The 26,158-nt window shown below is 68.9% G+C and carries 21 protein-coding genes; 2 read left to right on the top strand and 19 right to left on the bottom strand.

Annotated elements, in window-relative coordinates; translation table 11 throughout:
- Positions 1–35 precede the first annotated feature (35 nt).
- Positions 36–1,658: a carboxyl transferase domain-containing protein gene (locus U1F38_RS00340; RefSeq protein WP_409985064.1), complete on the bottom strand. Its 1,623-nt coding sequence runs from the start codon at positions 1,656–1,658 to the stop codon at positions 36–38.
- A 71-nt stretch (positions 1,659–1,729) separates the two neighbouring features.
- On the opposite strand from U1F38_RS00340, the gene U1F38_RS00335 reads away from it, so the two are divergent.
- The gene (locus U1F38_RS00335; protein WP_409985063.1) at positions 1,730–3,445 is read left to right on the top strand and encodes a Na+/H+ antiporter; all 1,716 of its coding nucleotides are present in this window, start codon (positions 1,730–1,732) and stop codon (positions 3,443–3,445) included.
- Between the two features lie 47 nt (positions 3,446–3,492).
- Here U1F38_RS00335 and U1F38_RS00330 read toward each other — a convergent pair whose 3' ends face one another.
- On the bottom strand, positions 3,493–5,211 hold the full coding sequence (locus U1F38_RS00330; RefSeq protein WP_409985062.1) for an AMP-binding protein: 1,719 nt from the start codon (positions 5,209–5,211) through the stop codon (positions 3,493–3,495).
- A gap of 132 nt (positions 5,212–5,343) precedes the next feature.
- Between U1F38_RS00330 and U1F38_RS00325 the strand changes: the two genes are divergently transcribed.
- Positions 5,344–6,429, top strand: a complete 1,086-nt coding sequence (locus tag U1F38_RS00325) for an AraC family transcriptional regulator (RefSeq protein ID WP_409985061.1) — start codon at positions 5,344–5,346, stop codon at positions 6,427–6,429.
- Here U1F38_RS00325 and thiE read toward each other — a convergent pair.
- The 17 genes from thiE to rsmH form a co-directional block, all read right to left on the bottom strand.
- A complete protein-coding gene (gene thiE, locus U1F38_RS00320; RefSeq protein ID WP_409985060.1) occupies positions 6,393–7,079 on the bottom strand; it encodes a thiamine phosphate synthase in 687 nt (228 codons plus the stop codon). The two genes, U1F38_RS00325 and thiE, sit on opposite strands and share 37 nt — an antisense overlap.
- A gap of 12 nt (positions 7,080–7,091) precedes the next feature.
- Positions 7,092–7,934: a hydroxyethylthiazole kinase gene (gene thiM / locus U1F38_RS00315; protein WP_409985059.1), complete on the bottom strand. Its 843-nt coding sequence runs from the start codon at positions 7,932–7,934 to the stop codon at positions 7,092–7,094.
- A gap of 72 nt (positions 7,935–8,006) precedes the next feature.
- Positions 8,007–8,930 carry a UDP-3-O-acyl-N-acetylglucosamine deacetylase gene (gene lpxC, locus U1F38_RS00310; RefSeq protein WP_409985058.1) on the bottom strand — a complete coding sequence of 308 codons (924 nt, stop codon included), beginning with the start codon at positions 8,928–8,930 and terminating at the stop codon, positions 8,007–8,009.
- Positions 8,931–9,193: 263 nt separating this feature from the next.
- The gene (gene ftsZ, locus U1F38_RS00305; protein ID WP_409985057.1) at positions 9,194–10,432 is read right to left on the bottom strand and encodes a cell division protein FtsZ; all 1,239 of its coding nucleotides are present in this window, start codon (positions 10,430–10,432) and stop codon (positions 9,194–9,196) included.
- Between the two features lie 179 nt (positions 10,433–10,611).
- The gene (gene ftsA / locus U1F38_RS00300; protein ID WP_409985056.1) at positions 10,612–11,841 is read right to left on the bottom strand and encodes a cell division protein FtsA; all 1,230 of its coding nucleotides are present in this window, start codon (positions 11,839–11,841) and stop codon (positions 10,612–10,614) included.
- 31 nt (positions 11,842–11,872) lie between these two features.
- Positions 11,873–12,685, bottom strand: a complete 813-nt coding sequence (locus tag U1F38_RS00295; protein WP_409985055.1) for a cell division protein FtsQ/DivIB — start codon at positions 12,683–12,685, stop codon at positions 11,873–11,875.
- Positions 12,682–13,656, bottom strand: a complete 975-nt coding sequence (locus U1F38_RS00290) for a D-alanine--D-alanine ligase (protein WP_409985054.1) — start codon at positions 13,654–13,656, stop codon at positions 12,682–12,684. Before U1F38_RS00290 ends, U1F38_RS00295 begins: the two co-directional genes overlap by 4 nt.
- A gap of 11 nt (positions 13,657–13,667) precedes the next feature.
- Positions 13,668–15,086, bottom strand: coding sequence for a UDP-N-acetylmuramate--L-alanine ligase (murC, locus tag U1F38_RS00285; RefSeq protein WP_409985053.1), 1,419 nt, complete (start codon positions 15,084–15,086; stop codon positions 13,668–13,670).
- Positions 15,083–16,156: an undecaprenyldiphospho-muramoylpentapeptide beta-N-acetylglucosaminyltransferase gene (murG, locus tag U1F38_RS00280; RefSeq protein ID WP_409985052.1), complete on the bottom strand. Its 1,074-nt coding sequence runs from the start codon at positions 16,154–16,156 to the stop codon at positions 15,083–15,085. The genes murC and murG overlap by 4 nt, the downstream gene beginning before the upstream one ends.
- Entirely contained in the window at positions 16,153–17,421 is a 1,269-nt protein-coding gene (ftsW, locus tag U1F38_RS00275; RefSeq protein WP_409985051.1) for a putative lipid II flippase FtsW, read from the bottom strand. The genes murG and ftsW overlap by 4 nt, the downstream gene beginning before the upstream one ends.
- The gene (gene murD / locus U1F38_RS00270; protein ID WP_409985773.1) at positions 17,418–18,941 is read right to left on the bottom strand and encodes a UDP-N-acetylmuramoyl-L-alanine--D-glutamate ligase; all 1,524 of its coding nucleotides are present in this window, start codon (positions 18,939–18,941) and stop codon (positions 17,418–17,420) included. Before murD ends, ftsW begins: the two co-directional genes overlap by 4 nt.
- A 7-nt stretch (positions 18,942–18,948) precedes the next feature.
- Complete coding sequence (mraY, locus tag U1F38_RS00265) at positions 18,949–20,127, bottom strand: phospho-N-acetylmuramoyl-pentapeptide-transferase (RefSeq protein WP_409985050.1); 1,179 nt, start codon at positions 20,125–20,127, stop codon at positions 18,949–18,951.
- On the bottom strand, positions 20,117–21,523 hold the full coding sequence (murF, locus tag U1F38_RS00260) for a UDP-N-acetylmuramoyl-tripeptide--D-alanyl-D-alanine ligase (protein WP_409985049.1): 1,407 nt from the start codon (positions 21,521–21,523) through the stop codon (positions 20,117–20,119). The genes mraY and murF overlap by 11 nt, the downstream gene beginning before the upstream one ends.
- Positions 21,524–21,594: 71 nt before the next feature.
- Positions 21,595–23,100: a UDP-N-acetylmuramoyl-L-alanyl-D-glutamate--2,6-diaminopimelate ligase gene (locus tag U1F38_RS00255; protein WP_409985048.1), complete on the bottom strand. Its 1,506-nt coding sequence runs from the start codon at positions 23,098–23,100 to the stop codon at positions 21,595–21,597.
- Entirely contained in the window at positions 23,100–24,836 is a 1,737-nt protein-coding gene (locus tag U1F38_RS00250; RefSeq protein ID WP_409985047.1) for a peptidoglycan D,D-transpeptidase FtsI family protein, read from the bottom strand. The genes U1F38_RS00255 and U1F38_RS00250 overlap by 1 nt, the downstream gene beginning before the upstream one ends.
- A complete protein-coding gene (gene ftsL / locus U1F38_RS00245; RefSeq protein WP_409985046.1) occupies positions 24,833–25,141 on the bottom strand; it encodes a cell division protein FtsL in 309 nt (102 codons plus the stop codon). Before ftsL ends, U1F38_RS00250 begins: the two co-directional genes overlap by 4 nt.
- A complete protein-coding gene (gene rsmH, locus U1F38_RS00240) occupies positions 25,138–26,154 on the bottom strand; it encodes a 16S rRNA (cytosine(1402)-N(4))-methyltransferase RsmH (RefSeq protein ID WP_409985772.1) in 1,017 nt (338 codons plus the stop codon). The genes ftsL and rsmH overlap by 4 nt, the downstream gene beginning before the upstream one ends.
- Positions 26,155–26,158: the final 4 nt, after the last annotated feature.

Raw genomic sequence — 26,158 nt, 5'->3', positions numbered from 1 at the left:
TGTATAAATTGCCTTCAATATGCATATTATACACGTTACATGCGAAAAACGCCGAATTTCACGTCCGGCACAGGTGCGTTCTGCGCCGCCGACAAACCCAGCGCCAGCACGCGGCGCGTGTCGGCCGGGTCGATGATGCCGTCGTCCCACAGGCGCGCGGTGGCGTAGTAGGGGTGGCCCTGCACTTCGTACTGCTGGCGGATCGGGGCCTTGAAGGCCTCCTCCTCGTCCTGGCTCCACTGCCCGCCCTTGGCCTCGATGCCGTCGCGCTTGACCGTGGCCAGCACGCTGGCGGCCTGCTCGCCGCCCATCACGCTGATGCGCGCGTTGGGCCACATCCACAGAAAACGGGGGCTGTACGCGCGCCCGCACATGCCGTAGTTGCCGGCGCCAAAGCTGCCGCCGATGATGATGGTGAACTTGGGCACGTTGGCCGTGGCCACGGCCGTGACCAGCTTGGCGCCGTGGCGCGCGATGCCTTCGTTCTCGACCTTGCGCCCGACCATGAAGCCGGTGATGTTCTGCAGGAAGATCAGCGCAATCTTGCGCTGGCAGCACAGCTCGATGAAGTGCGCGCCCTTTTGCGCCGATTCGCTGAAGAGAATGCCGTTGTTGGCGACGATGCCCACCGGCATGCCCTCGATGTGCGCGAAGCCGCACACCAGCGTGGTGCCGTAGCGCGCCTTGAACTCCTGGAACTCGCTGCCATCGACGATGCGGGCAATGATCTCGCGCACGTCGAAGGGCTTGCGCGTGTCGGTGGGGATCACGCCGTACAGCTCGTCGGCGGCAAAGCGCGGCGCCACCGGCTCGCGCAGCGCACCTGCGCGCACCTTGCTGCGGTTCAGGTGCGCCACCACCTCGCGCGCCAAGGCCAGCGCGTGCGTGTCGTCTTGCGCCAGGTGGTCGGCCACGCCCGACAGGCGCGTGTGCACGTCGCCGCCGCCCAGGTCCTCGGCCGTCACCTCCTCACCGGTGGCGGCCTTGACCAGCGGCGGGCCGCCCAGAAAGATGGTGCCCTGGTTCTTGACGATGATGGTCTCGTCGCTCATCGCCGGCACGTAGGCGCCGCCGGCTGTGCAGGAGCCCATGACGACCGCGATCTGCGCGATGCCCTCGGCGCTCATGTTGGCCTGGTTGTAGAAAATGCGGCCGAAGTGCTCGCGGTCCGGAAACACCTCGTCCTGGTTGGGCAAATTGGCGCCGCCCGAATCGACCAGGTAGATGCAGGGCAGGCGGTTCTGCTGGGCGATCTCCTGCGCGCGCAGGTGCTTCTTGACGGTCATCGGGTAGTAGGTGCCGCCCTTCACCGTGGCGTCGTTGCAGACGATCATGCAGTCCACGCCCGACACCCGACCGATGCCCGCCACCAGACCGGCCGCCGGCGCCGCGTCCGCGCCGCCGCGCTCGGGATACATGTGCAGCGCGGCCAGCGGCGCAATCTCCAGAAAGGGCGTGCCGGGGTCCAGCAGCATCTGCACGCGCACGCGCGGCAGCAGCTTGCCGCGGTCCATGTGCTTCTTGCGCGCGGCCTCGCCGCCGCCCTGCCCAACCTTCGCGACCTGCGCCTTCAGGTCATCGACCAGCGCGCGCATCGCGCCGGCATTGGCCTGGAAGTCGGCCGATCGGGGATTGAGTTGGGAGCCCAGAATGCTCATGAATTGCCTCTTTGCTGTGGAATGGGTTGCACGGCGCCGGCCGCACCTGCGGCAACCGGGGAAAATATCGCATGCACACCGTTGAAATCGTGCTGCTCGTGCTGCTGCTGGGCGCGCTGACCGGCATCGTCGCACGTTACATGCGCGCCGTTCCACTGCCGCTGATCCAGATCGCGCTGGGTGCGCTGATCGCCTGGCCGCAAAAGGGCCTGCATATCGCGTTCGATCCGGAGCTGTTCCTGCTGCTGTTCATTCCGCCGCTGTTGTTCGCCGACGGCTGGCGCATTCCCAAGCGGGAGTTCTTCGCGCTGCACCGTCCCATCCTCAAGCTGGCCCTGGGCCTGGTGCTGTTTACCGTGATCGGCCTGGGCTACGTCATCCACTGGATGATCCCGACGATGCCGCTGACCGTCGCCTTCGCCCTGGCCGCCGTGGTCTCGCCCACCGACGCCGTGGCCGTGTCGGCCATCACGCGCAACCTGGGCATGCCCGAGAAGACCATGCATGTCCTCGAAGGCGAATCGCTGCTCAACGACGCCTCGGGCCTGGTGGCACTGAAGTTCGCAATCGCCGCCACGCTGACTGGCCTGTTCTCGTGGGCCGAGGTCACTCGAACGTTCCTGTGGATGGCCCTGGGCGGCCTGGGCGTGGGCGCGGCCATCGGCTGGGGCTTTGCGTATGCGCGCAGCACGATCACAAGACGCCTGGGCGACGTGGCGGCCACGCAGATGGTGCTGCTGCTGGTGCTGCTGCCGTTTGCGGCCTACCTGGTCGGCGAGAAGATCGGCGTCTCCAGCATTCTGGCGGCGGTGGCGGCCGGCATCGCCACCAACTTTGCCGACCTGGAACGCAGCAGCTTCATCAGCGAGCGGCTCCAGACCGAAGGCACCTGGAGCATGGTCGAGGCCGCATTCAACGGTGCCATCTTCCTGCTGCTGGGCCTGCAACTGCCGTCCATCATCGGCGCGAGCTTGCGCGAGGCCGGTCACGACGCCTGGATTCTGGTGGGTTACGTGGCCGCGATCTCCGGCGCCCTGCTGCTGATGCGCTGGGCCTGGATCAGCCTGGGCGTGCAAGGCAGCCTGGCGCGGGCTCACCATCAGGGCAAGATGGCCGAGCGCCCCTCGCACCTGCTCAACCTGGCCACCACCCTGGCCGGCATACGCGGCGCCGTGACGCTGGCCGGCGCGCTGTCCGTGCCCATGCTGCTGAACGACGGCCAACCCTTTCCGGGGCGCGACATGCTCGTCTTCCTGGCCACGGGCACGATCCTGTTCACACTGGTGCTGGGCAGCATTGCCCTGCCGCTGATCCTTCGACACCTGCCGCCGCCGGGCGAATCGCCGACCGTGCGCGAGGAGCGGCTGGCGCGCATCGCGGCCTGCCAGTCGGCCATGGCCGATCTGGTGATCAGCGACGAGGCCATCCAGGCCCACACGCCCGAATGGGTCGCCATGCGCCAGGAGGCGATGGGGCGCCTGACCCAGGAGTACCGCAACCGCATCAACCTGCTCGACGACGGCACCGGCATCGCGACCAGCACCGAGGCGCAGCGCGAATCGCCCGAGATGGTGCGCCAGCGCAAGCAGCGCTACGTGGCCGAGATCGAGTTGCGCCTGCACTGCATCCAGCGGGAGCGCACCACGCTGTACGCCGAGCGCCAGGCCCACCGCATCAACGACGAGTCGCTGCGCAGCCTGGTCAGCGAGCTGGACTTGCAGGAAGTGTCCATGGGCAAGCGCCTGCGCGCCGCCCGCCGCGCGGCCGGCATGGCGGCTCAAGACTGAGAGCTGCGCAAGGCGTTGCGACATGGCGGTCAGGGCGCTGGCCGGCTCTAGGCCGTCTTGGCGGGACGCAGATCGAGCGCCGCGATCATTGCTTCGCGGATCTTGAACTTCTGGATCTTGCCGGTGACCGTCATGGGGAACTCGCCCACGAACTTGATGTAGCGCGGCACCTTGTAGTGCGCAATCCGGCCCTTGCAGAATTCGCGCACCTCGTCTTCGCTCAGTTGCTGTCCGGGCTTGGCGATGATCCAGGCGCACAGCTCTTCGCCGTACTTGGGGTCGGGCAGGCCCACCACCTGCACGTCCTGCACCTTGGGGTGGCGGTATAAAAACTCTTCGATCTCGCGCGGATAGACATTCTCGCCCCCGCGGATCACCATGTCCTTGCTGCGGCCGACGATGTTGACGTAGCCCTCGTTGTCCATCGTTGCCAGGTCGCCCGTGTGCATCCAGCCTTCGGCATCGATGGCCTCGGCCGTGCGCGCCGAGTCCTCCCAGTAGCCCTGCATCACCGAATAGCCGCGCGTGCAGAACTCCCCCGTCGCGCCACAGGGCACAACCGTGCCGGTATCCGGGTCGATGATCTTGATCTCCAGGTGCGGCTGCACCAGGCCGACGGTGGACACGCGCTTGTCCAGCGGCGTGTCGGTGGAGCTTTGGCAGCTCACCGGGCTGGTCTCGGTCATGCCGTAGGCAATCGTCACCTCGCGCATGTTCATGTCGCTTTGCACGCGCTTCATCACCTCGATCGGGCAGGGGCTGCCGGCCATGATGCCGGTGCGCAGCGTGGACAGATCGAACTCCTTGAAGCGAGGATGATCCAGCTCGGCGATGAACATCGTCGGCACGCCATGCAGGCCGGTGCATCGCTCGTCCTGCACGGCCTGCAGCACGCTGACCGGCTCGAACGCGTCGTTGGGATAGACGATGCAGCCGCCGTGCGTGAGTACCGCCAGGTTGCCCAGCACCATGCCGAAGCAGTGGTACAGCGGCACGGGGATGCACAGGCGGTCTGCCTCGGTCAGCTTCATCGCCTCGCCGATGAAAAAGCCGTTGTTCAGGATGTTGCGGTGCGTCAGCGTGGCGCCCTTGGGAAAGCCCGTGGTGCCGCTGGTGAACTGGATGTTGATGGCGTCCTGCGGGTGCAGCAGCTTGGCCACCTGCGGCAGGCGGGCATCATCCGGGTCGCCGGTCTTGATCAGCTCGGAAAAGCGCCCGAAGCCCGGCTCGTCGGCGCCCTCGCCGGCCACGTCGATCCAGAAGACATGTTGCAGATGCGGCAGCACGCTGGACTGCAGGGACTCGCCCGCCCTGGCGTGCGCCCATTCGGGCGCCAGCTCGCACAGCATGCCCAGGTAGTCGCTGGTCTTGAAGCGCGCCATGGTGACCAGCGCCTTGCAGCCCACCTTGTTGAGCGCGTATTCGACCTCGGCCGTGCGGTACGCCGGGTTGATGTTGACCAGCACCAGCCCCGTCATGGCGGTGGCGAGCTGCATCAGCACCCATTCGGCGTTGTTGTGCGACCAGATGCCGATGCGATCGCCGGGCTTGAGGCCCAGGCCCAGCAGCGCGCTGGCCAGGCGGCGCGACTCGGATTGCAGCTGGCGGTAGGTGTAGCGGCGCTTCTGGTGCACGACCACCAGCGCCTCCCGATCGGCGTGGTGGCGGGCCATGTCGTCAAAAAAGGCACCGATGGTTTGCTCGATCAGGGCGGGGCTGCTCGCACCTGTGGCTTCGCTCCGGCTGAAGTTCTTGCGGGGACTCATGGGCTTCATCTCCTTTCGGGTTCGGCGGGCGATCCATGCCACGTGCGGCGCGCCAAAGTGCTCGTTGGCGCAGCTTACGCCGCGGCAGCCCGGGCTGAAATGACAAAATGGTTGCAAATCCAGCCAACTTCCATGTCGTCATCCCAATCGTTTGCGCTCGCCCGGGGCTTGTCGACGCAATCGGGCACCCCCGCGGCCTTTGTTGGGGCCGTCGTGCAAGCTTACGCGCAACGCGGTCTGAGTGCAGCATCCGCCCTGGCCAAGGCGCAAATCGCGTTATCCACGGGAGGGGGCGCTGGGCTCGAAGCCGGGCACGTCAGCGCCCTGCAGTTCGAGCGGCTGTGCTTTGCCGCCATGCAGGAATTGGACGATGAGGCTCCCGGCTGGTTTCGCCGCCGCCTGCCCTGGGGCAGCTACGGCATGCTGGCGCGCGCCAGCATGGGCGCGCCCACGCTGGGCGCGGCCTTGGCGCTGTGGTGCCGTCACCATGGCCTGCTGACCGACGACGTGCGGCTGACCATCGCGGCAACGGACCTGCACGCCAGCGTGCGCATCGACGAGCGCTTGTGCGCCAGCGCCCCGCGCGAATTCGCCCTGCTTTCGCTGCTGCGCAACGTGCACGGCCTGGCCTGCTGGTGGATCGACTCGCGCATTCCGCTGCAAGCCGCCGAGTTCCCGTTTGCCGCGCCGCCCCACGCCCAGGTCTACGCGAGGTTGTTCCCGGGCCCGGTGGTGTTTGATGCTCCCGCGGCCAGCCTGCGTTTTGACGCGCGCTACCTGGACTTGCCCTTGCGCCGCGATGGCGCCGCACTCGAGCAGATGCTGCGGCGCGCCCTGCCGCTGATGGTACGACCCTATCGGCGGGACCGTCTGCTGGCCATGCGGGTGCGCCACCTGCTGCAGGACGACCTGGCGCACACGGCCGAATCGCTGGCCGCCGCGCTGGCGCTCTCGCCACGCAGCCTGCACCGGCAACTGGCAAGCGAGGGCATGGCCTTGCAATCCATCAAGGATGAACAGCGTCGCACACGCGCGCTCGAACTGCTGCAGCGCAGCCAGCGCCCCATCAAGCAGATCGCCCGCGAGGTGGGCTTTGGCAACGACAAGAGCTTTGCGCGCGCCTTCCACCTCTGGACGGGCATGACGCCCGACGAATGCCGACGCGCTGCCCGCGTCCAGTCTCAGGCGCAAGGCCCTGCAAACGCTGCCAGGAGTTGACGCGCGGCCGCCTGCGGATCGCCCGCCCGGCAGATCGCCGACACCACGCAGATGCCGATCACGCCCGTGCTGCGCAGCAGCGCGGCGCGCGCTTCGTCGATGCCGCCAATGGCCACGCAAGGCAGTCCGGCCTGCGTCGCCAGTGCGCGCACGCCGTCCACGCCAAGGCCAGCACCCGCGTCCCGCTTGGTGGCGGTATCGAAGGCGGGTGAGATGCCGATCAGATCGACCCGACCGCCGGCCCGCGCCGCGGCGCAGTCGCGGAGCGTCGCCGCCGACAAGCCGATCAAAACATGCGGGCCCAGCACGCGCCGCACCTCGGCCACCGGCCAATCGTCCTGCCCGACATGGATATGAACGTCCGCACCCTCATCCAGCAAGGTGCGCGCCACGGCCACCCGGTCGTTGACGAACACCGGCACGCGCCGCCCCGTACCACGCGTGATCGATGTCACCGCCGCCAGCACCTGGCGTGTCAGCGCCAGAAAGTCCGCGTCGCCAAGCGTCTTGTCGCGCACCTGCACGATGCCCGCGCCGCCGGCCACCGCCAGGGCTGCCGTCTGCGCCACGCTGCGTCCGGCGCGCTGGCACAGCCCCGTGTCGGTGACGAAGTACAGGCGGGGGTCGATCCCGCTCCAGCGCGCGTCCATGGCGTGACCAAATCAGAGCGCGCGCGTCTCGAGCTGCACGTCGGCCCGCGCCAGATCGGCCGACGTCAGCGCATGCAAGGCATCGATGAACGCCACCTGAAAGCTGCCGGGCCCCGCGGCCTGCGCACCGGCCGCCAAGCCTGCCAGCGCAAAGTGCGCGTGCGCGGCCACCGTGGCCGCGAAGTCGCCCGCCAGCCGCGCAGTGCCCGGCTCCCGCCCGGCCGCCAGGTAGGCCGCCACCAGCGACCCCAGCGCGCAGCCCGTGCCCACCACCTTCGGCATCAGCGCGTGGCCGCCGCCGATGCGCGCGATCTGCACTTGGGCGCCGTGTACCGCGACCACGGCATCGCGCGCGCCCGACACGGCGACAACACCGCCCGTGGCCTGCGCCAGTCGGATGGCCGCGGGCAGCACGGCGTCCACCGCGTCGGTGGAATCGACGCCCCGCCCGCCGGCGCCCGCCCCGGCCAACGCCGCCACTTCCGATGCATTGCCGCGCACCACCGTCGGGCGCGAGGCGGCAGCCTGCCGGATCTTGATGCTGCGGAAATCCACCACGCCCACGCTCACCGGGTCCAGCACCCAGGGCTTGCCGATTTCGGTGGCGACGCTGATGGCGGCATCCGCGGCCAGCAGTTGATGGTTGCTGGCCGTGCCCAGATTGATCAGGAGCGCGTCCGCCATGGCGGCGAACTGCGCGCTGTCGGCCTCATGGTCGATCATCGCTGGCGCTGCTCCGGCCGCCAGCAGCACGTTGGCGCTGAACTGCTGCACCACGGTGTTGGTGATGCACTGAACCAGCGGCACCGAGGCGGCCAGACGCGCGTGCAAGAGAGGAAGGTCGAGCGGCATCATGGAAGGTCGCAGGCAGCGGTACGGGTTGGAATGGCGGCTGACTTGCTGCGGCCAGCGGCCGGCGCAAGAGTACTACCAGGCCCGCGCCAACTGGGCGAACCCGGCCGGGGCCTGGCGCTCGTTGTCGAAGCTGACCAGCTCCCACGCCTCGGTGCGTGCCAGCAGCTCGCGCAACAGGCGGTTGTTGAGGGCATGACCCGAGCGAAAGGCGCTGTAGGCCGCCAGCATGGGGTGGCCCACGCAGTACAGATCCCCAATCGCGTCCAGCATCTTGTGCTTGGCGAATTCCTCGGCATAGCGCAAGCCGTCGGCGTTGAGCACCTTGGTGTCGTCCATGACGATTGCGTTGTCCAGTCCACCGCCCAGCGCCAGGCCATTGGCGCGCATCATCTCCACGTCGCGCGAGAAGGCGAAGGTGCGCGCGCGGGCGATGTCGCGGCTGTAGCGTCCCGAGCCCATGTCGAACTCGACGCGCTGGCCGGTGGAATCAACCGCGGGGTGATGAAAGTCGATCTCGAAGCTGAGCGTGAAGCCGTGATGGGGATCGACGCGCGCCCATTTGAGCTGCTCGCCCTCGCCCTCGCGCACTTCGACAGGTTGCAGCACGCGCAGGAACTTCTTGGGCGCGCCTTGCACCTCGATGCCTGCGCTTTGCAGCAAATAGACGAAAGACGACGCCGACCCGTCGAGAATGGGCACTTCCTCGGCCGTGATGTCGATGAACAGGTTGTCCAACCCCAGGCCAGCGCAGGCCGACATCAGGTGCTCGACCGTGCGCACCTTGACGTCGCCACGGGTGAGCGTGGACGCCAGGCGGGTGTCGGTGACCGCCAGCGCGTTGACCGGCAGATCGACCGGCTGCGGCAAGTCGATGCGGCGAAAAACGATGCCCGTGTCCACCGGCGCGGGCCGCAAGGTCAGCTCGACCCGCTCGCCGCTGTGCAGCCCCACGCCGACGGCGCGCGTCAGGGACTTGAGGGTGCGTTGCGCAAGCATAGGGGCATTATTTTAGTGACCCATGCGCTGCACGCCACCCGCAGGGCATGAAACCCAAAGAGCCAAATGGCCGCGGAGCAGGCCAGGCCAGCGATCGCCGTGGCCGGGGTCCCCCCGGCCACTGGCGATGCCCCCCGGACGGGGGCTGAGGTCTGCGGCTCCAGACCTGCCTGCGCAGGTCTGGACAGACCGAAGGGCCGCCGCCTCTGGCGGCGAGCACCGGGCGCAACATCGCGCAGCGAGTGGAGACTGGGGGCGAACGTTTAATCCGCCTGCTTGCGCAGGAAGGCCGGGATCTCGAAGTCGTCCATGCCACCCGAGGACAGGGCGTCGACGCGCGCGGCCGCGTGGGTGCGGTCGATGTTGCGCGGCGAGGTCCACACCTTGGGCACGATGGCCGGGTCGTAGCTGGCCTGGCCCATGGCCGGGCGGCTGGCGCCCAGCGACGAGCCGTCGACCGCAGCCTGGGCGTAGAACTGGTTGTCGGTGCCGGTGCGCAGACCGCCTTGCACCACGGTGATGGGCTGGCGGCGACCCGCGCCCTGGCGCGACAGGCCGGTCGCCACCACGGTGACGCGCAGTTCGTCGCCCAGCGCATCGTCATAGGCGGCGCCGTAGACGACATGGGCCTGGTCCGAAGCGTAGGCGCGGATGGTCTCCATGGCTGCCTTGGACTCGCTCAGCTTGAAACTGCCCTTGGCCGCGGTGATCAGCACCAGCACGCCCTTGGCGCCCGACAGGTCGATGCCCTCCAGCAGCGGGCAGGCCACGGCCTGTTCGGCGGCGATGCGCGCGCGGTCGGGACCGCTGGCGGTGGCCGTGCCCATCATGGCCTTGCCGGGCTCACCCATCACGGTGCGCACGTCCTCGAAGTCCACGTTGACATGGCCGTAGTCGTTGATGATCTCGGCGATGCCGCCCACGGCGTTCTTGAGCACGTCGTTGGCGTGGGCAAAGGCCTCGTCCTGGGTGATGTCATCGCCCAGCACTTCGAGCAGCTTTTCGTTCAGCACCACGATCAGCGAGTCGACGTTGGCCTCCAGCTCGGCCAGGCCGGTTTCGGCGTTGGTCATGCGGCGGCCCCCCTCCCAGTCGAAGGGCTTGGTGACCACGCCGACGGTGAGAATGCCCATGTCCTTGGCGATGCGCGCGATCACCGGCGCAGCGCCGGTACCGGTGCCGCCGCCCATGCCCGCGGTGATGAACAGCATGTGGGCGCCGCGGATGGCCTGGCGGATCTCGTCGGCGGCGGCCTCGGCGGCCTCGCGCCCCTTGTCGGGCTTGCTGCCAGCGCCCAGGCCCGAGCTGCCCAGCTGGATGACCGATTGCGCCAGCACGCGCGAGAGCGCCTGAGCATCGGTGTTGGCGCAGATGAACTCGACGCCCTGCACATGGCGGTCGATCATGTGGTCGACCGCGTTGCCGCCGCCACCTCCCACGCCAATAACCTTGATCTGGGTGCCCGAGTTGAACGCCTCGGTCTCAATCATTTCGATGCTCATGATGTACTCCTATACGTGCCTGCAGTTGCCTGGAATGAAACGACTCTTTTTTTGAATGAAATACCAATCGATGCGATAAATGCCGGTGTGGCGCGCCGCCGATCAGGGCGGCCGCCCGGTGGCGTGCGCTGGCGGGGGAATGGGGCGCAGCAGGGCGCGTCGGGCCAGGTGGTGCATGGTCAGAAGTTCCCCACGATGAATTCCTTGAAGCGGCCGAAGGCGGACTTGACGCCGCTGGTCTTCTGCGCCGCCTTGAAGCCGCGCAGGCGGGCCAGGCGCGCCTCCTCCAGCAAGCCCATCACGGTGGCCGCGCGCGGCTGGGCCACCATGTCGGACAGCGCGCGCGAGTACTTGGGCACGCCGCGGCGCACGGGCTTGAGAAAGATGTCCTCGCCCAGCTCGATCATGCCGGGCATGACCGAGCTGCCACCCGTCAGCACCACGCCGGAGGACAGGATTTCCTCGAAGCCCGACTCGCGCACGACCTGCTGCACGAGCGAGAAGATTTCTTCCACGCGCGGCTCGATCACGCCGGCCAGCGCCTGCTTGCTGAGCATGCGCGGCGTGCGGTCGCCCAGGCCCGGCACCTCGACCTGGGTGTCGGGGTCGGCCAGCAGCTGCTTGGCGCAACCGTGCGCCACCTTGATGTCCTCGGCGTCCATGGTGGGCGTGCGCAGCGCCATGGCGATGTCGCTGGTGATCAGATCGCCCGCGATCGGCACCACCGCGGTGTGCCGGATCGAGCCACCGGTGAAGATGGCCACGTCCGTCGTCCCGGCACCGATGTCCACGCACACCACGCCCAGCTCACGTTCGTCGTCGGTCAGCACGGCGTGGCTGGATGCCAGCGGATTGAGCAGCAGCTGATCGACCTCCAGCCCGCAGCGGCGCACGCACTTGACGATGTTCTCGGCCGCGCTCTGCGCGCCGGTGACGATGTGCACCTTGGCCTCCAGCCGCATGCCGCTCATGCCCACCGGCTCGCGCACGTCCTGGCCGTCGATGATGAATTCCTGCGGCTCCACCAGCAGCAGGCGCTGGTCGCTGGAGATGTTGATGGCCTTGGCCGTTTCCACCACGTGCATCACGTCGGCGGGCGAGACCTCCTTGCTGCGCACGGCCACCATGCCGCTGGAATTGATGCCGCGGATGTGGCTGCCGGTGATGCCGGTGTAGACGCGGCCGATCTTGCAGTCGGCCATCAGCTCGGCTTCCTTCAGCGCCTGCTGGATGCTGGAAACGGTGGCATCGATGTTGACCACCACGCCGCGCTTGAGGCCGTTGCTGGGCGCGCCCCCCAGGCCGGCCAGACGCAGATCGCCCCCGGGCAGCACCTCGGCCACCACCACCATGATCTTGGCGGTGCCGATGTCCAGCCCGACGATCAGATCCTTGAACTCTTTTGCCATTGCTTGTCCGTCGCTCTCGTGTTCTTGTGTTTCAACGCGCTGGGCGCGGGGTGCCGCGAGGGGCCGGGCCGGCGGTGCCCGCGCGCGTGGTGCTGACCCCGCGCAAGCGCAGCGCATAGCCCCCCGGATGGCGCAAGTCCGCCGTCTCCACCGCCTCCACGGTTCGCTGATGGCGCGCCGCCACTTCCTTGACCGTGCCGGCAAACTGCGCCAGGCGCGCCACCAGGTCGGCCTGCGATCCCTGCCCCAATTCGATGTCGGCGCCGCTGTCCAGCACCACGTGCCAGTGGCCCCGCGGCTGCAGCTCGAGCGTGGCGATGGCGACGCCCAGGGGCTCGATCAGCGGATCGAGCGCGCGGTACATGTCCAGCACCTGGTCGGCCTGCCCGTCCGGGCCGATCAGCATCGGCAGATCGGACTCGTCGCTGTCGAAGTCGCTCACCTCGAACACGTGTCCCTTGGCATCGATCAGGTGGGTGTCGCCCTCGCCCCATTGCGCCACAGGCACGTATTCCTGCAAGTCCACCGTCAGGCGGTTGGGAAACTCGCGCCGCACCATGGCCTTGCGCACCCAGGGCGCCCGCTCGAAGGCCGCCTGCGCGGCGCCCAGATCGAGCGTGAAGAAGTTGCCCTTCAGGCGCGGCTCCACCGCGGCGCGCAGGCTGGCGGCGCTGTTGTGCCGGGTGTCGCCGGTCACCGTGATCTGGCCGATGGTGAACATGGGGTTGCGCAGCACCCACCACAGCCCGGCGGCCACCGCGGCCAGCAACAGGCCGGAGGCCAGCACGGCGGTGGTGAAGTTCATCAGCCGGACGTCGAACGGCAGGGTCATCGACGTGCTCATGGCTTCGCTCCCGGCCCGGCGTAGTCCAGCGCGGCGTCGGCCAGCAACTGCCAGCACAGGTCCTCGTAGCTGATGCCCGCGGCCCGCGCCGCCATCGGCACCAGCGAATGGCTGGTCATGCCCGGCGAGGTGTTCATCTCGAGCAGGAAGGGCTTGCGGTCGCTGGCGCGGATCATCAGATCGGCGCGGCCCCAGCCGCGGCAGCCCAGGGTGCGGTAGGCCTGCAGCACGATGCGCTGGATCTCGCGCTCCTCGGCGGCGGGCAGGCCGCTGGGCACCTGGTACTTGACGTCATCGGTGAAGTACTTGTTCTGATAGTTGTAGGCCCCCTCGGGCGCGACGATGCGGATGACGGGCAGCACGCGGGCGTGCATGCCGGCGCCCAGCACCGGGCAGGTCACCTCCTCACCCTCGATGAACTCCTCGCACAGCACGTCGGGGTCGTAGCGCACCGACAAGGCCACGGCGTCTTGCATGTCGGAGTAGCCGCGCACCTTGGTCACGCCGATGGACGAGCCCTCGCGCGGTGGCTTGACGATGAGCGGCAGGCCCAGCTCGTCGGGCACCGCGCGCACCACCTCGGGTTGCTGGCGGTCGGGCGCCAGGCACACGTGGCGGGGCGTGGGCAGGCCATCGGCCAGCCACACGCGCTTGGTCATGACCTTGTCCATGGCGATGCTCGACGCCATCACGCCCGAGCCCGTGTACGGGATGCCCAGCAGCTCCAGCGCCCCCTGCACCGTGCCGTCTTCGCCGTAGCGACCATGCAGCGCGATGAAGCAGCGCGCGAATCCCTGGCGGCGCAATTCGTCCATCGGCTGCTCGGCCGGATCGAAGGCGTGCGCATCGACGCCACGGGCGCGAAGCGCCGTCAGAACCCCCTGGCCGGACATCAGCGAAACCTCGCGTTCCGCCGACCGTCCGCCCATCAGCACGGCCACTTTTCCGAATTGAAGCTTGGGTTGCTGCATGGTGCTTGAGCTCAGTCCGGATTATGCTCAGATTTTTGTAGCAAATCAACCATTTTTGCCGGTATGCCGCCGATCGAGCCCGCGCCCATGCACATCACCACATCGCCGTCGCGCAGTTGCTCGACGAGCTGGCTCGGCAGATCGCCCACATCCGGCACGAACACCGGCTCGACCTTGCCCGCCACGCGCAACGCGCGCGCCAGCGCGCGGCCGTCGGCGGCCACGATCGGCTCCTCGCCCGCGGCATAGACCTCGGTCAACACCACGGCATCGGCCCGGCCGATGACCTGCACGAAATCGTCGAAACAGTCGCGCGTGCGGGTGTAGCGGTGCGGCTGGAAGGCCAGCACCAGGCGCCGCCCCGGAAAGGCGCCGCGCGCGGCCGCCAGCGTGGCCGCCATCTCGACCGGGTGGTGGCCGTAGTCGTCGATCAGGGTGAAATGCCCGCCACCCGGCGCCGGCAACTCGCCGTAGCGCTGGAAGCGCCGGCCCACGCCGGTGAATTCGGCCAAAGCCTTTTGCACCTTCTCGTCGGGAATGTTCAGCTCGACCGCAACCGCAATGGCCGACAGGGCGTTGAGCACGTTGTGCTCGCCCGCCAGGTTCAGCACGATGGGCAGGTCGGGCAACTGCACGCCGTTGCGCCGCTGCACGGTGAAGTGCATCTGCCCGGCCACGGCGCGCACATCGACCGCGCGCACCTGCGCCTGCTCGCCGAAGCCATAGGTGGTGATGGGGCTGGTGACCTGCTCGATGATCTCGCGCACCGCCGGGCTTTCGACACACAAGATGGCGGTGCCGTAGAAGGGCAGGCGCGCCAGGAAATCGACGAAGGCCTTTTCCAGCCGGGCAAAGTCGTGCCCATAGGTCTCCATGTGGTCGGCGTCGATGTTGGTGACCACCGCCATCACGGGCGACAGGTTGAGGAAGGACGCATCGGACTCGTCGGCCTCCACCACGATGTAGTCGCCCGCGCCCAGGCGGGCGTTGGTGCCGGCGCTGTTCAGACGCCCGCCGATCACGAAGGTGGGGTCCAGACCGGCCTCGGCCAGCACGCTGGCCACCAGGCTGGTGGTCGTCGTCTTGCCATGGGTGCCGGCAATCGCGATGCCTTGCTTGAGACGCATCAGCTCGGCCAGCATGATGGCGCGCGGAACCACCGGGATGTGGCGCGCGCGCGCGGCCAGCACCTCGGGGTTGTCGGCCTTGACCGCGGTGGAGGTGACCACCGCATCGGCGCCCGCCGCGTGCTCGGCCGCGTGCCCGACGAAGGTGCGGATGCCGGTGCCGGCCAGGCGGCGCAGCACGGCGCTGTCGGCCAGATCGGAGCCCGAGACCTGGTAGCCCAGGTTGTGCAGCACCTCGGCGATGCCGCTCATGCCCGAGCCGCCAATGCCGACGAAGTGGATGTGGCGAATGGCGTGCTTCATGCAGCCAGCTCCTCGCAGGCGGCCACGATCTCGCGCGTGGCGGTCAGTTTTTGCATGGATTTGGCCTTCAGCGCCCGCTGCAACAGCGCAGAACGCTCCATTTTTTGGAGCAAATGTGTCAATACCTCGGGGGTCAGGTCGGCCTGTTGCACGAGCCAGGCGGCGCCCGCATCCACCAGAAAGCGCGCATTGCTGGTCTGATGGTCGTCCACCGCATGCGGAAAGGGCACGAACAGCGCGGCCGCGCCAATGGCGGCAATCTCGGTCACCGTCGTCGCGCCGGCGCGGCAGATCACCAGGTCGGCTTCGGCATAGGCGCGCGCCATGTCGTCGATGAAGGGCGCGAGTTCGGCCCCCACACCGGCGGCTTGATAGTTGGCGCGCAAGGCGTCGATCTGCCGGGCGCCGCTTTGGTGTGTGACAAGCGGGCGTTGATCGGCCGGCAGCATCGCCAAGGCCTTGGGCACCACGTCGTTGAGCGCCTGCGCGCCCAGGCTGCCGCCCACCACCAGCAGGCGCAAGGGCCCGCCACGGCCGGCAAAGCGTTGCTCGGGTGCAGGCACCTGCGTGAACGCTTCGCGCAAGGGGTTGCCCACGCACTGCACGCGCCGCGCCTTGGCCAGCACACCCGGAAAGGCGGTGAACACCCGGTCGGCAATGCCCGCCAGCACCTTGTTGGCCAGCCCGGCCACCGAGTTCTGCTCGTGCAGCACCAGCGGCTTGCCCAGGGCCACGCCCATCAAGCCGCCGGGGAAGGTGATGTAGCCGCCCAGGCCCACCAGCACGTCGGGCTTGACGCGGCGGATCACCTGGATGCTTTGCCCGAACGCGCGCAGCAGGCGCAGCGGCAGCAACACCAGCGTGGCCAGGCTCTTGCCCCGCACGCCGCCGAAGTCGATGGCCTCGAACGGAAAGCCGCGCGGGGGCACCAGTTGCTGCTCCATGCTGCCGGGCGCGCCCAGCCAGTGCACGCGCCAGCCGCGCGTGCGCAGTGCGTCGGCCACCGCCAGGCCGGGGAAGATGTGCCCCCCCGTGCCGCCAGCCATGACCAAAGCGCAGGGTTGCGTCAAGCGCGACCCCCTCTCATCAATTCGCGGTTTTCAGCATCCACCCGCATCACGATGGCGATGGCCACCATGTTGGCCATGATGGCCGAGCCGCCGTAGCTCATGAAGGGCAGCGTCAGGCCCTTGGTGGGCAGCGCACCCAGATTGACGCCAATGTTGATGAACGCCTGAAAGCCCAGCCACAGGCCCACGCCCTGCGCCACCAGGCCCGAGAACACGCGGTCCAGCGCGATGGCCTGGCGGCCGATGTGCATGATGCGGCGCGTGAGCCACAAAAACAGCACGATCACGCAGACCAGGCCGACCAGGCCGAATTCTTCGCCGATCACGGCCAGCAGAAAGTCGGTGTGCGCTTCGGGCAGCCAGTGCAGCTTCTCGATGCTGCCGCCCAAGCCGACGCCAAAAATTTCGCCACGGCCGATGGCGATCAGCGCGTGCGAGAGCTGGTAGCCCTTGCCCAGCGCGTGGTCCTCGCTGAACGGATCGAGATACGCAAAGATGCGCTCGCGCCGCCACGGCGAGGCCCAGATCATCATGGCGAATGCCACCACCAGGATGGTGGCGATCAGGAAGAACATGCGCGCGTTGACCCCGCCCAGAAACAGGATGCCCATGGCGATGACGGCGATCACCATGAAAGCGCCCATGTCCGGCTGCGCCAGCAGCAGCGAGCCCACCACGGCCACGGCGATGGCCATGGGCAGCACGGCGCGGAAAAAGCGCTCCTTGACCTCCATCTTGCGCACCATGTAGCCGGCGGCATAGAGCAGGATGGCGATCTTGGCCAGCTCCGAGGGCTGGAAGTTGGCCGGCCCAAACCCGATCCAGCGCCGCGCGCCGTTGACCACGATGCCCACGTGCGGGATCAGCACCGCGCTCAGCAAGACCAGCGTGACCACGAACAGCCACGGCGCCATGCGCTCCCACCAGTCCATGCGCACCTGGAAGGCAATCAGGGCCGTCAGCAGCGACAGACCGATCCAGGTGGCGTGACGCACCACGAAGTAGCTGGCGCTGTAGCGCGCAAAGCGCGGGTTGTCGGGCAGCGCGATGCTGGCCGAATACACCATCACCAGGCCAAAGGCCAGCAGTGCCACGCAGGCCCAGATCAGGGCCTGGTCGAAGCCGAGCACGCGCGAGGGCGTGGCGGTGGTGCGCGCGTATTCGCTGCCGCTGATGCGCACGGGCAGCTCGCCCTCGCGCTTGGCGGCAGCGCGCCGGCGCTTGCCGCCGGTGAGGCCATCCAGGGCCTTGCTTGCGGCGTTCATGCCAGGGTCTCCAGTTCGCTGCCGGCGGCGCGGGCCAGCGCTTGCACGGCCTCGCGAAACACTTGCGCGCGATGCTCGTAATTGCGGAACATGTCGAAGCTCGCGCAGGCAGGCGACAGCAGCACCGCATCGCCGGACTGCGCCAGCTCCCGGGCCAGCGCAACCGCCTCGTCCAGGGTGGCGGCCGAACGCACCGGCACGCCCACCGCCTGCAGCGACTGACCGATCAACGGGCCGTCGCGCCCGATCAGCACCACCGCGCGCGCAAAGCGCCGCACCGGCTCGGCCAGCGGCGTGAAATCCTGCCCCTTGCCCTCGCCGCCCAAGATGACCACCACGCGGCGCTCGGCGCCCAGGCCTTGCAGTGCGGCCACGGTGGCACCCACGTTGGTGCCCTTGCTGTCGTCAAAGTATTCGACCGCGTTCAGCACGCCGATGGATTCGACCCGGTGCGGCTCGCCGCGGTATTCGCGCAGGCCGTAGAGCATGGGGCCCAGCGCGCAGCCGCAGCCCATGGCCAGCGCCAGCGCCGCCAGCGCATTGACGGCGTTGTGCCGCCCGCGAATGCGCAGCGCATCGGCCGGCATCAGGCGCTGCAGGTGCAGCTCGACTTCGGCGTCCTTGCGCCGGCGCTGGGTTTCGTCGGCCTCCAGCGCGCGCACCAGCCAGGCCATGCCGCCCACCACCTCGATGCCGAAATCGCCCGGCTCGGCGGGCATGCCGCCGCCAAACGTGATGACCGACCGCACCGGCGGGCGCGGTCCCTTGGCGGGCTTGGCCGGCACGGGCGGTCGCATGGCGGCCACACGCGCATCGTCGCGGTTGAGCACCATCACGCCCGTCTGGCCGAACACGCGGGCCTTGGCCGCCGCATAGGCGTCCATGTCGCCGTGCCAGTCGAGGTGGTCTTGCGTCAGGTTCAGCACCGTCGCCACCGTGGGCTCGAAGCCGTGCGCGGCGTCCAGCTGGAAGCTGGAGAGCTCCAGCACCCAGACGTCGGGCAGGCTTTGCGCGTCCAGGTGCTGTTGCAGCGTGTCGAGCAGGCTGGGGCCGATGTTGCCGGCCACCGCCACCGACTTGCCGGCGCGCTCGATGAGCTGGCCGGTGAGTGCGGTCACGGTGGTCTTGCCGTTGGTGCCGGTGATGGCGGCGATCTGCGGCGCGTAGCCCTGCTCGGCCTTGAGCTGTGCCAGCGCCTGGGTGAACAAATCCAGCTCGCCGCCCACCGGCAGCGCGCGCGCCTGCGCGGCCGCGATCAGATCGGCCACCTCGGCCGGCAGCAGGCCGGGGCTGCGGTAGACGGCGCGCAGCGTCGCATCGTCGAGCAAGGCGGCGCCCAGCGGCCCGGACACGAAGCGGGCCTCGCGCGCCGCCTCGCGCAGCGCGGCCAGTTGAGGCGGCTGCTCGCGCGTGTCGGCCACGGTCACGCGCGCGCCCTGGCCCACGCACCAGCGGGCCATGGCCAGGCCCGACTGGCCCAGGCCCAGAACCAGCACGTGCAGATCGTTGAACAGGCCCATCATCGCGCTACCTCAGCTTCAACGACGAAAGACCCACCAGGCACAGCAGCATGGTGATGATCCAGAAGCGCACCACCACCTGGGTCTCGGCCCAACCGCTTTTCTCGAAGTGGTGGTGCAGCGGCGCCATCTTGAGCAGGCGCCGGCCCTCGCCGTAGCGCCGCTTGGTGAACTTGAACCAGGTGACCTGGGCCATGACCGAGATGGCCTCGACCACGAAGATGCCGCCCATGACGGCCAGCACGATTTCCTGGCGCACGATGACGGCGATGGTGCCCAAGGCGCCGCCCAGCGCCAGCGCGCCGACGTCGCCCATGAACACCTGCGCCGGATGCGCGTTGAACCAAAGAAAAGCCAGGCCCGCGCCCGCCATGGCGGCGCAGAAGATCAGCAACTCGCCCGTGCCGGGGATGTGCGGAAACAGCAGGTACCTGGCGTAGAACGCGTTGCCGGTCACGTACGCAAAGATGCCCAGCGCCGAGCCCACCATGATCACCGGCATGATGGCCAGGCCGTCCAGCCCGTCGGTCAGGTTGACGGCATTGCTGGAGCCAACGATGACCAGGTAGCTCAGGATCACGAAACCCAGCACGCCCAGCGGGTAGCTGACCTCCTTGAAGAAGGGCACCAGCAGGCCGGCCGCGTGCGGCAGCTCGACCGAGAAGCCCGATCGGATCCAGGCCACGAACAGCTCGAACACGCGCGCGTTGGTGTTCTCCGAGATCGCAAACACCAGGTACAGCGCGGCCACGCCGCCGATGAGCGACTGCCAGAAATACTTGTCGCGCGAGCGCATGCCCTCGGGGTCCTTGCGCACCACCTTGCGCCAGTCGTCCACCCAGCCGATTGCGCCAAAGCCCAGGGTGACCACCATCACGATCCAGATGAAGCGGTTGGACCAGTCGGCCCACAGCAGCACCGACACCGCGATGGCGATCAGGATCAGCACGCCGCCCATGGTGGGCGTGCCGCTCTTGACCAGATGCGTCTGCATGCCGTAGCCGCGCACCGGTTGGCCGATCTTCAGCGCCGTCAGCTTGCGGATCACCCACGGACCCGCGCCAATGCCGATCAGCAGCGCCGTCATCGCCGCCATCACCGCGCGAAAGGTGATGTACTGAAACACCCGGAAAAATCCGAGCTCGGGCGAGAGCTTTTGCAGCCAGGCGGCCAACTCAAGCAGCATGGGCGCCCTCCTTGGCCGAGTCCGAAACCCGGGTCAGCGCCTCGACCACGCGCTCCATGCGCATGAAGCGCGAGCCTTTCACCGCCACCGACTGGCACCCCGCCAGATGCGTGCGCACGGCCGCCTGCAGGGCCTCGATGGTGTCGAAGTGGCTGCCGCCGAAGGCCATCGCCGCATGAATGGCCAGCGGGCCGTGGGCCAGCAGGTGCTCGATGCCGCGCTGGCGCGCATAGGCACCGACCTCGGCGTGAAACGCCGGCCCCTGCTCGCCCACCTCGCCCATGTCGCCCAGCACCAGCAGGCGCGGGCCGGGCAACTCGGCCAGCACGTCGATCAGGGCGCGCACCGAGTCCGGGTTGGCGTTGTAGCTGTCGTCGATCAGCGTGACGGTGCGCGCACCGCGGCGCAGCAGCACGGTGCGCGAGCGCCCGCGCACCGGCCGGAATGCCCCCAGGCCCTGGGCCATGGCCGCCGCCGGCACGCCCGCCGCATCAGCGCAGGCCAGCGCGGCCAGCGCGTTGTTCAGGTTGTGGCGCCCGGCGACGTGCAGCCGGAAGGCCACCTCGCCCGCGGGCGTGAGCGCGCTCGCCTGCCACGCGTCCTGCTGCCACTGAGCGCTCCTCAGCGTCACCGTCGCACCTTGCGCCGCCTCGCCAAACAGCCGCTGCACACGCGCGCCGGCCAAGGCTTGCCACAAGGGCGTGTGCGGATCGCCCGCCGGAAACACCGCGATCCCGCCGGCCCCCAGGGCTTGCAGCACGGCGCCGTTTTCGCGCGCCACCGCCTCGACCGAGGCCATGAACTCCTGGTGCTCGCGTTGGGCGTTGTTGACCAGCGCCACCGTGGGCTGCGCAATGCCGGCCAGTTGCGCAATCTCGCCGGGGTGGTTCATGCCAAGCTCGACCACGGCCACGCGATGTTCGGGCCGCAGGCGCAGCAAGGTCAGCGGCAAACCGATGTCGTTGTTGAAGTTGCCCTCGGTGGCCAGCGCCGCGTCGCCCTGCCCCGCGCGCAGGATGGCCGCAATCATTTGCGTGACGGTGGTCTTGCCGTTGCTGCCGGTGACGGCGATCAGCGGGCCGGTGAAGCGCTGGCGCCAGGCCTGCGCCAGCTCGCCCAGGGCCCTGCGGGCGTCCGGCACCAGGATGCCCGGCAGCCCGCAGGCGGCCAGCGCCGGTTCGGCGGTGGCGTCGCACAGCACGGCGACGGCGCCCTTGGCTGCGGCTTCGCCCAGAAACTGCGTGGCGTCGAAACGCTCGCCCCTCAGGGCGACGAACAGGTCCCCGGGCTGCACGCTGCGGGTGTCGGTGTGCACGCGATCGATGCGCACCGCGCCATCGCCCAGCACGCGGGCCTGCGGCACGGCGCGCGCGGCGTCGGCCAAGGGCCACTGCATGGCGGCGCTCACTGGGCTACCCTCCGCGCTGCGCGCTGCGGGATTTCGCGCTTGGGAACGGCCCGGCGCGCTCATGCCGCGGCCCCCGCTGCGACGCGATCGGCCAGGGCCTGGCGCGCATGCGCCTGATCGGAAAACGGCGTCTTGACGCCGCCCGCGTCCTGGTAGTCCTCGTGGCCCTTGCCGGCGATCAGCACCACGTCGTGGGCGTCCGCCTGCTCGATCGCAGCGCGGATGGCGCGCGCGCGGTCGGCCTCGACGTGCACCGCGCCGGCTGGCGTGAGGCCGCGGCAAATGTCCTCGATGATGGTCTCGGGCAGCTCAAGGCGCGGATTGTCGCTGGTCACGACCACGGTGTCGGCGCCGGCCTGGGCGGCGGCGCCCATCAGCGGGCGCTTGCCGGCGTCGCGGTTGCCACCGCAGCCAAACACGCAGCACAAGCGGCCGCCGCGCTGGGCCGCCAGCGGGCGCAAGGCGGCCAGGGCCTTTTCCAGCGCGTCGGGCGTGTGCGCGTAGTCCACCACCACCAGCGGGGCGGGCACGCTGCCGGCCGAGGTCACGCGCTCCATGCGGCCGGGCACCGGCGGCAGATCGGCGCAGACCCGCGCCGCATCGGCCAGGGGCACGCCCAGCGCGCGCAGAGCGGCGATCACGCCCAGCAGATTGGAGATGTTGTATTCGCCCACCAGGGCGGTGTCCATGACCATGGCCTGCGCGCCTTCGCGCAGCTTCCAGCGCAGGCCGTGCGCGCCGTAACCCACGTCCTGCGCCTGCACGCGCGCCGGCTGGCGCAGCGACACCGTCCACACGTCCAGCCCGCGCGCGCGGGTGTGCTCGGCCAACTGTGCGCCGCGCGGATCGTCGATGTTGATGACCGCCGCCTGCAGGCCCGGCCAGGCAAACAGCGCCGCCTTGGCGGCCCAGTAGGCGTCGATGCTGCCGTGGTAGTCCAGGTGGTCTTGCGTGAGGTTGGTGAATACCGCCACGCGCACCGCGGTGCCGTCCAGCCGGTGCTCGGCGATGCCGATGGAAGACGCCTCCATCACGCAGGACTTGACGCCACCGTCGACGAAGGCGCGCAGGTTCTGTTGCAGCAGCACGGGGTCGGGCGTGGTCAGTCCGGTGGCTTTCAGGGCGCCCGGCATGCCAATACCCAAAGTGCCCACCAGCGCGCTCGGGGACAGCGCAGGCAGCTGCAATTTTGATAGTGCCCAGGCCAGCCACCAGGCCGACGAGGTCTTGCCGTTGGTGCCGGTGATGGCCACCACCGACAGCGCCTGCGAGGGCTGCTCGTAGTAGGCCGCAGCGATCGGCCCGCTGGCGGCCTTGAGCGCGCCGTAGGTGGCGATGGCGGCGTCGTCGAAACCGAAGGCCTCGGCCCCGTCCTGCTCGATCAGGCAGGCCGTGGCGCCCTGCGCCAGCGCGCCGGCCACAAAGCGGCGCCCGTCCGTGGCGGCGCCCGGCCAGGCGATGAAGCCGTCGCCGGCCGTGACCTGCCGGCTGTCGGTGTGCAGGGCCCCACGCACGCGCTGGTGCAGCCAGAGCGCGGCGTCCTGGGGCGTGGCCAGCCGGGTCATCAAAAGGACTCCTGCACCTGTTCGGTGACGATCTCGGGCTTGACCGCCATGTCCGGCGCCACGCCCATCACGCGCAGCGTTTGCTGCACCACCTCGCTGAACACGGGCGCGGCCACCGCGCCGCCGTAGAACGTGCCGGCGCTGGGTTCATCGACCATCACCGCCACGATCACGCGCGGCTGCTCGATGGGCGCCATGCCGGCAAACCAGGCCCGGTACTTGCCGGCGGCGTAGCCCTTGCCCTGCTGCTTGCGCGCCGTGCCCGACTTGCCGCCCACCGAGTAGCCCACCGTTTGCGCGCGCTGGCCCGTGCCGCCGGGACCGGCGGCCATTTGCAGCATCTTGCGCACCGAGCGCGCGGTCTTCTCGGAAAAGATCTTCACGCCCTGCACCGGCTGGCCGTCGGGGCTGCGCAGCAGGGTGGCCGGGATCACCACGCCGTCGTGCGCAAACGCGGTATAGGAATGCGCCATCTGGAACAGCGAGGCCGACAGGCCGTAGCCGTAGGCCATGGTGGACTGCTCGATCGGCTTCCAGCTCTTCCAGGGGCGCAGGCGCCCGGTGGCCGCGCCGGGGAAGGTCAGGTCCGGCTTGCGCCCGTAGCCCAGTGAGGTGTAGACATCCCACATCTCCTTGGCGCTGAGCCTTTGCGCGATCTTGAGGGCGCCGATGTTGCTGGACTTCTGGATCACGCCCTCCACCGTGAGCGCGCCGTAGTTGTGCGTGTCGCGCACGGTGAACTTGTCCAGCTGGTAGCTGCCCGGCCCGGTCTGGATCACGGTTTGCGGCGTAACCCGGCCGAGCTCCAGCGCGGTCGCCACCGTGATGGGCTTCATCACCGAGCCGGGCTCGAAGGTGTCGGTGACGGCGATGTTGCGCAGCTGCGGGCCCGACAGGTTCTTGCGGTCGTCGGGCACGTAGCTGGGGTAGTTGGCCAGCGCCAGCACCTCGCCCGTGGCCGTGTCGAGCACCACCACGCTGCCGGTCTTGGCCTTGTTGGCGATCACCGCGTCGCGCAGCTTCTGGTAGGCGAAGAACTGGATCTTGGAATCGATCGACAGCTGAATGTCCTGCCCGTCCACGGGGGGCACTTCCTCGCCGACTTCCTCTACCGCATGGCCCAGCCGGTCCTTGATGACGCGACGCGACCCCTCGCGGCCGGCCAGCAGCTTGTCGAACGAGCGCTCGGCGCCCTCGATGCCCTTGTTCTCCACGTCGGTGAAGCCGACCACGTGCGCGGCAGCCTCGCCCTCGGGGTACTTGCGCTTGTACTCCTTGCGCTGGTGGATGCCGGGAATCTTCATGTCGGCGATCTGCTGCGCCACCGGCTGGTCGACCAGGCGCTTGAGCCAGACAAAGCTCTTGTCTTCCTCGCCCAGCTTGTGCTTGAGATCGGCCAGGGGCAGGCCCAGCAGCTTGGCCAGCTTGCGCAGTTCGGCATCGTCTGCCTTGACTTCATCCGGAATGGCCCAGATGCTGGGCGCCACCACGCTGGACGCCAGCAGCAGCCCGTTGCGATCGAAGATGCGCCCGCGGCTGGCCGGCAGCTCCAGCGTGCGCAGCACGCGCCGGTCGCCCTGGCGCTGGAAGAAGGCGTTGTCGAACACCTGCACGTAGGCCGCGCGCGCGGTCAGGCCGATGAAGGCCAGCGCCAGCGCTGCCACGACGAACTTGCTGCGCCACATGGGCGTCTTGGATGCCAGCAGCGGGCTGGAGGTGTAGCGAATGCTTTTCATCGCGCGCGCTCCTCGCGGGCGCCCGAGGCCACGGCGGCCTGCGCGTGCGCGGTGACGTATTCGGTGATGGCCGGCGTGACGGGACGCATGGCCAGTTTTTCCTGCGCCAGCTTTTCCACCCGCAGGGAGGTGGCCTGGGCGCGCTTTTCCACCTCGAGCTGGCGGCGCTGGGTCTCCAGCGTGCGTGCCTCGGCCCGGGCCCGCTCGATCTCGGTGAACAGATGGCGCGACTCGTACTGCACGCGCACCAGATACATGGCCGAGAACATCACCGCGGCCAGCAGAACAATCGACAACCGGGTCATGACACCGGGCCCCCACGCTTCGCCGCTGCGCGTGCTGCGCTGCCCCCCGAGGGGGCGCTCGCCGACTTGGGACGGCCCGGCGTCGGCTCGGGGTTCACCCGCGCCGCCACCTCCGTGCGCTCGGCCACCCGCATGATGGCGCTGCGCGCGCGCGGGTTGGCGGTGACCTCGGCAGCGCCGGGGCGCACGCGTGCCAGCGCGCGCAGCAGGGTGGGCGCCGGCTCGGCAAAGGGCGCACGGCGATCCACCACCGCGCGCGAATGGCGCGCGATGAATTGCTTGACGATGCGGTCTTCCAGCGAGTGAAAACTGATCACCACCAGGCGCCCCCCGGGTTGCAGGACATGAAGGCTGGCCTCTAGCGCCTGCTCGAGCTCTTCAAGCTCGGCGTTGACGAAAATCCGAACAGCCTGGAATGTCCGGGTCGCCGGGTGTTGCCCCGGCTCGCGAGTGCGGACCGCGCCGGCGACGAGCTCGGCGAGCTCCAGGGTGCGGGCCAGGGGATGACCCGTTTGCCGACGCGCGACAATCGCCTTTGCAATGGCGACAGCAAACCGTTCTTCGCCGTAGTCACGAATCACCTCCGCGATCTGTTGCTGGGATGCCGCCGCCAGCCAGTCGGCCGCGCTCTGGCCCCGCGTGGGGTCCATGCGCATGTCCAGCGGGCCGTCGGCACGAAAAGAAAAACCCCGCTCGGGGTTGTCGATCTGCGGCGAGCTGATGCCCAGGTCCAGCAGGACCCCCGCCGCACTGGCGGGTGGCAGCTCGCCCAGGCTCGCAAAGCCTTGATGTCGAATCGAAAACCGCGCGTCCGTGATGCGCGCGGCCTCGGCCAGCGCCTCGGGATCCTTGTCGAACGCAACCAGGCGCCCCGCCGCAGCCAGCCGCTGCAAGATGGCGCGGCTGTGCCCGCCGCGCCCGAAGGTGGCATCCACGTAGCAGCCCTGCGCATCGGCGATCAGGGCTTCGACCGCTTCGTGGAGCAAGACCGTGGTGTGCGACCATGTGTTCACCGCC

Source organism: Ottowia sp., assembly GCF_046348305.1.
Classification (GTDB): domain Bacteria; phylum Pseudomonadota; class Gammaproteobacteria; order Burkholderiales; family Burkholderiaceae_C; genus Ottowia.
The sequence above is the reverse complement of the archived record's forward strand: the minus strand, read 5'-3'. Positions and strand labels throughout refer to the sequence as shown.

What these genes read in the sequence shown, in the direction of transcription:
- ftsW (WP_409985051.1), bottom strand. Translation starts at nt 17,421, where the DNA reads ATGAACGCCGCAAGCAAGGCCCTGGATGGCCTCACCGGCGGCAAGCGC.
- U1F38_RS00255 (WP_409985048.1), bottom strand. Translation starts at nt 23,100, where the DNA reads ATGACCCGGCTGGCCACGCCCCAGGACGCCGCGCTCTGGCTGCACCAG.
- U1F38_RS00290 (WP_409985054.1), bottom strand. Translation starts at nt 13,656, where the DNA reads ATGCAGCAACCCAAGCTTCAATTCGGAAAAGTGGCCGTGCTGATGGGC.
- U1F38_RS00335 (WP_409985063.1), top strand. Translation starts at nt 1,730, where the DNA reads ATGCACACCGTTGAAATCGTGCTGCTCGTGCTGCTGCTGGGCGCGCTG.
- murC (WP_409985053.1), bottom strand. Translation starts at nt 15,086, where the DNA reads ATGAAGCACGCCATTCGCCACATCCACTTCGTCGGCATTGGCGGCTCG.
- thiM (WP_409985059.1), bottom strand. Translation starts at nt 7,934, where the DNA reads ATGATGCCGCTCGACCTTCCTCTCTTGCACGCGCGTCTGGCCGCCTCG.
- thiE (WP_409985060.1), bottom strand. Translation starts at nt 7,079, where the DNA reads ATGGACGCGCGCTGGAGCGGGATCGACCCCCGCCTGTACTTCGTCACC.
- lpxC (WP_409985058.1), bottom strand. Translation starts at nt 8,930, where the DNA reads ATGCTTGCGCAACGCACCCTCAAGTCCCTGACGCGCGCCGTCGGCGTG.
- mraY (WP_409985050.1), bottom strand. Translation starts at nt 20,127, where the DNA reads ATGCTGCTTGAGTTGGCCGCCTGGCTGCAAAAGCTCTCGCCCGAGCTC.
- U1F38_RS00330 (WP_409985062.1), bottom strand. Translation starts at nt 5,211, where the DNA reads ATGAGTCCCCGCAAGAACTTCAGCCGGAGCGAAGCCACAGGTGCGAGC.
- U1F38_RS00250 (WP_409985047.1), bottom strand. Translation starts at nt 24,836, where the DNA reads ATGAAAAGCATTCGCTACACCTCCAGCCCGCTGCTGGCATCCAAGACG.
- murD (WP_409985773.1), bottom strand. Translation starts at nt 18,941, where the DNA reads ATGGGCCTGTTCAACGATCTGCACGTGCTGGTTCTGGGCCTGGGCCAG.
- U1F38_RS00325 (WP_409985061.1), top strand. Translation starts at nt 5,344, where the DNA reads ATGTCGTCATCCCAATCGTTTGCGCTCGCCCGGGGCTTGTCGACGCAA.
- ftsL (WP_409985046.1), bottom strand. Translation starts at nt 25,141, where the DNA reads ATGACCCGGTTGTCGATTGTTCTGCTGGCCGCGGTGATGTTCTCGGCC.
- ftsA (WP_409985056.1), bottom strand. Translation starts at nt 11,841, where the DNA reads ATGGCAAAAGAGTTCAAGGATCTGATCGTCGGGCTGGACATCGGCACC.
- murF (WP_409985049.1), bottom strand. Translation starts at nt 21,523, where the DNA reads ATGCAGTGGCCCTTGGCCGACGCCGCGCGCGCCGTGCCGCAGGCCCGC.
- ftsZ (WP_409985057.1), bottom strand. Translation starts at nt 10,432, where the DNA reads ATGAGCATCGAAATGATTGAGACCGAGGCGTTCAACTCGGGCACCCAG.
- U1F38_RS00295 (WP_409985055.1), bottom strand. Translation starts at nt 12,685, where the DNA reads ATGAGCACGTCGATGACCCTGCCGTTCGACGTCCGGCTGATGAACTTC.
- U1F38_RS00340 (WP_409985064.1), bottom strand. Translation starts at nt 1,658, where the DNA reads ATGAGCATTCTGGGCTCCCAACTCAATCCCCGATCGGCCGACTTCCAG.